The 7,251-nt window shown below is 38.6% G+C and carries 8 protein-coding genes and 1 rRNA gene; 6 read left to right on the forward strand and 3 right to left on the reverse strand.

Annotated elements, in window-relative coordinates; translation table 11 throughout:
• Window positions 1-691 precede the first annotated feature (691 nt).
• Window positions 692-1,606 (reverse strand): nuclease-related domain-containing protein, encoded by a 915-nt coding sequence (locus KW850_RS31925; RefSeq protein WP_218351639.1) that lies wholly within the window; start codon window positions 1,604-1,606, stop codon window positions 692-694.
• Between the two features lie 194 nt (window positions 1,607-1,800).
• Between KW850_RS31925 and KW850_RS31930 the strand changes: the two genes are divergently transcribed.
• The 3 genes from KW850_RS31930 (at window position 1,801) to KW850_RS31940 (ending at window position 4,253) form a co-directional block, all read left to right on the forward strand.
• Window positions 1,801-2,244, forward strand: coding sequence for a YbaK family protein (locus KW850_RS31930; protein ID WP_218351640.1), 444 nt, complete (start codon window positions 1,801-1,803; stop codon window positions 2,242-2,244).
• An 84-nt stretch (window positions 2,245-2,328) separates the two neighbouring features.
• Window positions 2,329-3,054, forward strand: coding sequence for an N-acetylmuramoyl-L-alanine amidase CwlD (gene cwlD, locus KW850_RS31935; protein ID WP_308128892.1), 726 nt, complete (start codon window positions 2,329-2,331; stop codon window positions 3,052-3,054).
• A gap of 143 nt (window positions 3,055-3,197) precedes the next feature.
• Window positions 3,198-4,253 carry an Mrp/NBP35 family ATP-binding protein gene (locus KW850_RS31940; protein ID WP_218351642.1) on the forward strand — a complete coding sequence of 352 codons (1,056 nt, stop codon included), beginning with the start codon at window positions 3,198-3,200 and terminating at the stop codon, window positions 4,251-4,253.
• A gap of 74 nt (window positions 4,254-4,327) precedes the next feature.
• On the opposite strand, the gene gerD is transcribed toward KW850_RS31940, so the two are convergent.
• Window positions 4,328-4,930 (reverse strand): spore germination lipoprotein GerD, encoded by a 603-nt coding sequence (gene gerD, locus KW850_RS31945; RefSeq protein WP_218351643.1) that lies wholly within the window; start codon window positions 4,928-4,930, stop codon window positions 4,328-4,330.
• 150 nt (window positions 4,931-5,080) lie between these two features.
• Here gerD and KW850_RS31950 point away from each other — a divergent pair, with 150 nt between their 5' ends.
• Window positions 5,081-5,773: a KinB-signaling pathway activation protein gene (locus tag KW850_RS31950; RefSeq protein ID WP_218351644.1), complete on the forward strand. Its 693-nt coding sequence runs from the start codon at window positions 5,081-5,083 to the stop codon at window positions 5,771-5,773.
• A 21-nt stretch (window positions 5,774-5,794) separates the two neighbouring features.
• Here the strand turns inward: KW850_RS31950 and pdaB are convergent, their stop codons facing one another.
• A complete protein-coding gene (gene pdaB / locus KW850_RS31955) occupies window positions 5,795-6,547 on the reverse strand; it encodes a polysaccharide deacetylase family sporulation protein PdaB (RefSeq protein ID WP_218351645.1) in 753 nt (250 codons plus the stop codon).
• 137 nt (window positions 6,548-6,684) lie between these two features.
• Between pdaB and KW850_RS31960 the strand changes: the two genes are divergently transcribed.
• Together KW850_RS31960 and KW850_RS31965 are read left to right on the forward strand one after the other, a co-directional pair.
• Window positions 6,685-6,915 carry a hypothetical protein gene (locus KW850_RS31960; protein ID WP_218351646.1) on the forward strand — a complete coding sequence of 77 codons (231 nt, stop codon included), beginning with the start codon at window positions 6,685-6,687 and terminating at the stop codon, window positions 6,913-6,915.
• Between the two features lie 261 nt (window positions 6,916-7,176).
• Window positions 7,177-7,251 (forward strand): 16S ribosomal RNA (locus KW850_RS31965); the annotation flags it as partial.

Consider the following 7,251-nt stretch of genomic DNA (forward strand, 5'->3'; position numbering starts at 1 on the left):
ATTTAGGTTAAACTGTATTTGAGTCATAATTAATTCCTCCACATTGTTTTCTTCGCCGTTAACATTGTAACCATGAGGAATTAATTTGACTCATTTTCTTTTTACACAATTATATGGACTCAATCCCAATGGTGTCTATTGATGACCGAGAATCAGAAAAAAGAGGAGCCAAGGGAACCAATGGTGTCTATTGATGACCGAGAATCAGAAAAAAGAGGAGCCAAGGGAACCAATGGTGTCTATTGATGACCGAGAATCAGAAAAAAGAGGAGCCAAGGGAACCAATGGCGTCTATTGATGACCGAGTGGCAAAAAAAAGAGGAGCCAAGGGAACCAATGGCGTCTATTGATGACTGAGTGGCAGAAAAAAGAGGAGCCAAGGGAACCAATGGCGTCTATTGATGACCGAGTGGCAGAAAAAAGAGGAGTCAAGGTAACCAATCGCCCTTATTGATAACCGAGTGGCAGAAAAAAGAGGAGCCAAGGGAACCAATGGTGTCTATTGATGACCGAGAATCAGAAAAAAGAGGAGCCAAGGGAACCAATCGCCCTTATTGATGACCGAGTGGCAGAAAAAAGAGGAGCCAAGGGAACCAATCGCCCTTATTGATGACTGAGTGGAAGAAAAAAGAGGAACCAAGGGACTCAAAAGCACACCCCACATTAGCCCAATAAAGTGTAACAACACATTTCATTCATAATAGGACCATTGACCAAACCCGATCAAAGTATAGTTCTGCACTAACACTCTCCGTATCAATTTTTTAGACTCAATCACCCCACACCATTCATGTACCACATTAGTCGTAATTTTGATATCAGGAAAGAGCAGTACTAGCTCCTCCACGCACCGTAAGACGGCTGAATCAACTGTTTCCTCATGCCCGCATCTATCACATACGAACAACTTCTTTTCCTCAACACACAATACGAACGAGTGACAAATGGCGCAAGTAACGCCCTTTTGTAAGCTATTATAGTTGTAAGGGGGATAGCGGGTGTAGGGAGATTCTGTTTGATGCATAGAGATTAATTGGTCAGCCAGCATTTTGTGGCGGTGTGTTAGTTTTGACGGGATTTCATTTAATTTTTTCATCAGGGCATTAAGCTGAGTGGGGTGAATAATCGGCTCATTTAATGGGGCTTGATATAAGGTGAAACTGGGGTTTACAAAGGTTACGTCCCCTTCAATCGATAAATAAAAGCCAAGATTTTTCAGGAGCGGGCGGAGAAGGGCTTTAATCCATTTTAATTGATCCAACGGATTTTTTATTTCGTCCTTAGATAATTTTGGATAGAAATTGCCTAACTTATACCGATAATCTCCCTCATAGTTTTTTATTTCAAATGGATAAATCGTATGCTGAGCAATCACCAATGTATCAATTTGAAAAAAGGATTTATTATGCTCAAGGCACAAATCATTTAAAACGTACAAATCATTCTCTAGTTTTGAGGTTAACTGGTCAAAGACCACTTCCCCTTTGTATCCTTTTTCAAGATAAGCGTAATGCTGCTTGTCCTTAGAGGATAACTCCATTCGTGCGTTTAACGCGCTCAGAATTCTCAATTCTTTCGACTTCAGACGCGGTTTATAAGGCTGCATATTCCACTTCCTTTCATTATTAAAACACTCCATATTAATTTTACAAAAAACAACCGCAAAATTGTTTGAATACTTTGTTTACAATTATCGAATCAATGCCAATCCATCGGATAAAAATTGGCAACTTAATTTGATCGTAACCTTGCATTTCTTCTGAACCCCAGATAAAGAATAGTTCTAAGAGGTGAAGAGTAGTGACAGTAATTACGACCTTTAAAGAAAAAAAACGGGAAAAACAAATAAAATACGAGCGTTCCGTCCTTCGGGAGTTATCGATTAATACATTAAAAGAACGAGTCCAACAGTACTTTGGCTCAACTAAAATTGCTTCCAGCCTTATTATGAATACAGGCATAGAAGAAGCTTGCTACGACATTGCCCTTGAAGCCTTTTTGTTGGGAGCAAAATTTAGTAAGTTTGGTTATCATGGCGAAACCCTTGATGATGTCCGCAAACGCTGCTATCGCGAAGAAAAGCACTTAATTGATACACTTTATAACTTTTTCCTTTACTGGGGAAGCGGTGAAGAGGGTACCATGAGTGAATCACTGTATTATCTATGTGAGCAGTACATCCATATCTGGTGGAGAGAAGGTTTTGAAAAAGGGCAAAGGCGCCACAAGCTCCGCCTCCATTAATGTCCGGCATTTCTTCCTGTTCTAAATCCCCCCTTTGTCCCATATAGTTTAGAGAATAGGGACGAGCGGGAAGGAATGATTGGGGTGTCAAAGCGAAGACTGAAAATAATTAGTTTTATTGTAGGCTTGTGTGTCTTATTTTTCGTATTACAATACGACTTTGTTGATGATGACTCGTTGAATGCGTGGAACCTTCCGTTATCGGGAAAAATCATCTTACTTGACCCGGGCCATGGCGGTCCAGATGGCGGCGCTGGAACGGGTCAAACGTTAGAAAAAGACATTGCCCTAGAGATTACCAAAAAAGTTCGGGATTACTTGCAAATGCAGGGGGCCCTTGTCATTATGACCAGAGAAACAGATACTGATTTAGCGGCCTCTGATACTAGGGGTTACAGTCGAAGAAAAGTGGAAGATTTAAAAAATAGACTCAAGATGATCAATGATGGCGATAATGACTTTTTTGTCAGCATTCATTTAAATGCGATTCCTTCTTCCAGATGGAGCGGGGCCCAAACCTTCTATGCGCCTCAATATAAGGAAAATGCAGAGGCAGCCAAGTTTATCCAAGATGAGCTGCGCACAAATTTAAAGAACACGACGCGGCGAGCGAAACCCATTAATAATGTTTATATCTTAAAAAATGCAAAGAAGCCCGGCGTATTGGTGGAGGTTGGCTTTTTATCTAATCCAGCCGAAAAGGAAAAATTAAAAAAGGATTCTTACCAGGATAAAATTGCGGTCTCCATCTATCAAGGAATTACTCGTTATTACACCAACGAAAAAGAACTAGTCGAACCAGAGTATTGAAGGTGAAGGTGAAAAACACCTTCTATTTTTTTGTTAAATGCTTGCTTTCTGATAATAAATACGTGTGATTCAATTAACTGTTTCTTGTCCTGATTATGATATACTGAGAGTGGAAACGAATTCAAAAGGTGAGGTGCTTTTTTATGTTAACAGAGGAAAGAGTCCATGAGGTTCTTGGCAGCCTTAAAGAACCATTTTTACATAAAACATTAGCTGAATTAAATGCTATTGTCGAAATTAAAATTAAAGAAGAAAAAAACCATGTCAGCGTAAAAGTAGCCATCGCGAAAACTGGTACATCCGAACAACTTCAACTACAAACACAAATCGTTAACGTGTTAAAAGAAGTTGGAGCGGCATCCGTTGGAATCCGCTTTAGTGATCTGCCTGAGGAAGTATTAGCTGCACATCGCCATGCGGAACCAGAAACTAATGAAACTAATTTGCTTAATTCAAATAAAACTACCTTCATTGCGATTGCCAGTGGAAAAGGCGGCGTTGGAAAATCAACGGTATCAGTGAACCTAGCTGTGGCGCTTGCGCGTTTAGGCAAAAAGGTTGGATTGATTGATGCCGATATTTATGGATTTAGTGTGCCTGATATGATGGGGATTACTCAAAGACCTGTGGTCAGAGGGGAAAAAATCATTCCGGTAGAACGTTTTGGCGTTCAAGTGATTTCAATGGGCTTCTTTGTTGAAGACAATTCTCCAATTATTTGGCGTGGCCCGATGTTAGGGAAAATGTTAAACAGTTTCTTTAGTGAAGTAGAGTGGGGCGATATCGACTATCTACTGTTAGATTTACCGCCTGGAACAGGGGATGTTGCTTTAGACGTTCATACCATGCTGCCGGCATGTAAAGAAATCATTGTAACCACTCCACATCCAACAGCTGCGTTTGTGGCTGCACGTGCGGGAGCAATGGCACTTAAAACAGACCATGAAGTTCTAGGTGTTATTGAAAACATGGCATACTTTGAAAGCAAGTTGACCGGAGAAAAGGAATATGTATTCGGCCAAGGCGGCGGCGATAAATTAGCGGAGGAATTGAATACAGAAGTACTCGGCCGTCTGCCGCTTAACCAGCCTGATTGGAACGACGAAGACTTTGCTCCATCTATCTATCAAGAAGACCATCAGATCGGAAAAATTTATTTAGAAATAGCTGAAAAAGTAACCGCCTTACTAAAAAAATAAATCAATGAAAAAGAGAAGCTTCTTCCGCTGTGGAATAGGCTTCTCTTTTTGTTAGCTTACATTTCCAATTAGCTTCAGCCACCTGTGTCGGTTTTGCTGCCGCCTTGACTGGTTTTAGAACCGGATTTGCTATTCGCTTCTTCTGCAGCCTTTAAGAGCAATTCTTGTATTTTCGCTTTAAATAAGGGACTATCAATCGTTTCTGTAATGACTTTCTGAAGATGCGCGCGGTATTCTTTGCTTTTTAAAGCATCGGCCATCTCTTTTTGGATTTCAGGCTCTTTAAAAACTTCAATCATCATCCCTCTATATTCCGGGTCATTCATTAATTCTTTGAGTAACTTTTTGTTTTCCGATTTTAAGTTTTTTGAAACGCTTTGTGCGAATTTGGGATCACTAAACGTTTTTTTCCAATAATCTTTTGCTTTATCTGATGTCAGTGTTTGCTCAATCGTATCGGTAACAACTTTTTGATCCATCACCAGCTTTTCCTTCATACTATCACTTGACATCACATCTTGGATTGCTTTCTTACCATCATCTGTTTTAAGAATATCAACTACCATCTTCTTTGTTTCTTCATAATCAATTTGTCCTCCGCTGCTGACGTCATTGGAAGAACAACTTGTCAGGAACACCATGATGGGCAGGAGGAGCAACATGCTTTTTGCTTTCATAAATAAGCCCCTTTCACATAAAAATCCTTAAGTTTAGCATGTAGTAACTGCTGGAAGTTTATGCGTAAGGAATTATAAAATATGGATTTTTCAATTTTGGCTTGGTACAATCATTATGTTGTTTATTTTTGTAGTATGGAGGTTTATAGTGTGACAAGCCGTAATTGGGTAAAACTATTTATCAACACATTACTAGTGGGCGGACTCACAACGGCTATTGTGGGCTTTATTGTTCGCTGGAATGAGTTTGAGCCCTATTTTACTGAATTTAAAGTCATTGATATTTTGTCGACATTGATTTGGTTAATTGTCATGGGCTTTTTGTTTAGTGTCATCAGCCAAATGGGCTTTTTTGCATATTTAACCGTTCATCGTTTTGGTCTAGGAATCTTTAAATCGGTTTCACTGTGGAATGCTGTTCAAATCGTCCTTATTCTCTTTGGTTTATTTGATTTGGTGTATCTACGATATGAAAATTTTGCAGGTCCAAATGATTCTGTACTGCCTTACTTTGGTCCGGCTATTATTCTATTTGTCATTAGTTTGGCGGTAGCCTGGTATAAAGTGAAACAGACCAATCGTGACGCATTTATTCCTGCCATGTTCTTTATGATCGTGGTTACCTTGATTGAGTGGGTACCCGTTCTTCGTGTAAATGAAAAGAGCTGGCTATTCCTCATGATGTTTGCCTTAATGGCATGTAATGGTTATCAATTATTAATTTTGCATAAATTAAACATGCAATCTGAACAGGAAAGACAAAAAAGGGCAAGTCAGTCCCAAGGTCAATCAAAAAATAATAAACCAGCAAACATGAAAAAGACAAAGAAACCGTCCATTTAATCAATTGGACGGTTTTTTTATTTACCTTATTTCTCTTGAATTGGCCTCTCCATTCGCAATCATTTCAGATACGGAAACTAATTTATACCCCTTTTGATGGATGTTTTTTACAATTAATGGCAATGCTTTTGCTGTCTGTTTAGCAGAATCGGAAGCATGAAGCAGAACAATATCGCCCTTGTCTGCTTTATCGACGTTTTTGACAATGGCTGGTACACCTGGATTATTCCAGTCTTTTGAATCGACACTCCAATGGACAACTGTATATCCATACCGCTTGGCAATTTTTAAGGTACGCTCATCAAAATGACCGGTCGGAGCACGAAGTAACGTTATATCCTTTACATTTAGTTTCCTAAAGGCTTCTTGAGCTTTAGAGATATCTTGGCCAATCTGCACATCTTCAAGATCCCGATAATCTTTGTACTCATAACCAAGAATACCGATTTCATAACCATCCTTTACAATTCGACTAACAATGTCGGGGTGTCTCTCTGCCCATGAACCGGCTAAGAAGAAAGTAGCTGCTTTTACATTTTCCTTCTTTAACGTATCTAAAATAGGCTCTGCCTTTTCGTCACCCCAGCCGATATTAAAAGTAAGTGCGAGATTCTTTTCCCCTCTATAAATGGCTTTCGGACCATCTTTTGTTGAAAAGACAGGAATTTGTGTTAGGTTCTCTATGTAGAGAAACCAAGCGGTAAAAAATGCAGCTATTAAAATAAGTGAAATGTTCTTCAAAGACTTCCCGTTAAATACAAAAAAGAATTTCATCGTCTCCACCTCGTCCAATACTGTCCATGTCTCAACCTATGCGGATTTTTTTAAGAATATGATTAGAAAATTTTATTATAAAATTTCAATAATTGGAAAATACTACAATAACTAGATATTTCGCTGGAGGTTATTCAATGTTTGGACTTCTAATAAACGATAAAGAAGTAAAAGAAATGGAATACCTTATTAAAAGAGAAATGGATGAAATATTATTTGATTTAAGAGATGATCGGATTGATCATATAGTAAAAAGAGCAATGGAAGAAAGATATAAAGTTTTGTTTACCCTTTTTCGAAGAGTGGCTTCTCCAACTGATTGTCTTAAGTATATGAGAAGAGGGAAGAAGGATAGGAAAAAGGGATAAGAAATATCTTCATTTTTTTTGTTCAAAAACGTTGACAATAAATAAGTATCTTGGTATATTAATAAACGTCGCTGCTGACATAAAAAACAATTGAAAAAAGTTGTTGACATTGTGTCTTGCAGATGATAAATTAATAAGGTCGCTTTTGAGCGATAGAGAAATTGTTCTTTGAAAACTAAACAAACAAAATCGTGCAAACAAACAATAAATTTTAGCTTCAATTAAGAAGCTAAGCCAACGTAACAAATGAGCTAATCAACTTTCTTGGAGAGTTTGATCCTGGCTCAGGACGAACGCTGGCGGCGTGCCTAATACATGCAAGTCGAGCGAATCAAT

Source organism: Bacillus sp. sid0103, assembly GCF_019219025.1.

What these genes read in the sequence shown, in the direction of transcription:
- pdaB (WP_218351645.1), bottom strand. Translation starts at nt 6,547, where the DNA reads ATGAAATTCTTTTTTGTATTTAACGGGAAGTCTTTGAAGAACATTTCA.
- KW850_RS31960 (WP_218351646.1), top strand. Translation starts at nt 6,685, where the DNA reads ATGTTTGGACTTCTAATAAACGATAAAGAAGTAAAAGAAATGGAATAC.
- KW850_RS31940 (WP_218351642.1), top strand. Translation starts at nt 3,198, where the DNA reads ATGTTAACAGAGGAAAGAGTCCATGAGGTTCTTGGCAGCCTTAAAGAA.
- gerD (WP_218351643.1), bottom strand. Translation starts at nt 4,930, where the DNA reads ATGAAAGCAAAAAGCATGTTGCTCCTCCTGCCCATCATGGTGTTCCTG.
- KW850_RS31925 (WP_218351639.1), bottom strand. Translation starts at nt 1,606, where the DNA reads ATGCAGCCTTATAAACCGCGTCTGAAGTCGAAAGAATTGAGAATTCTG.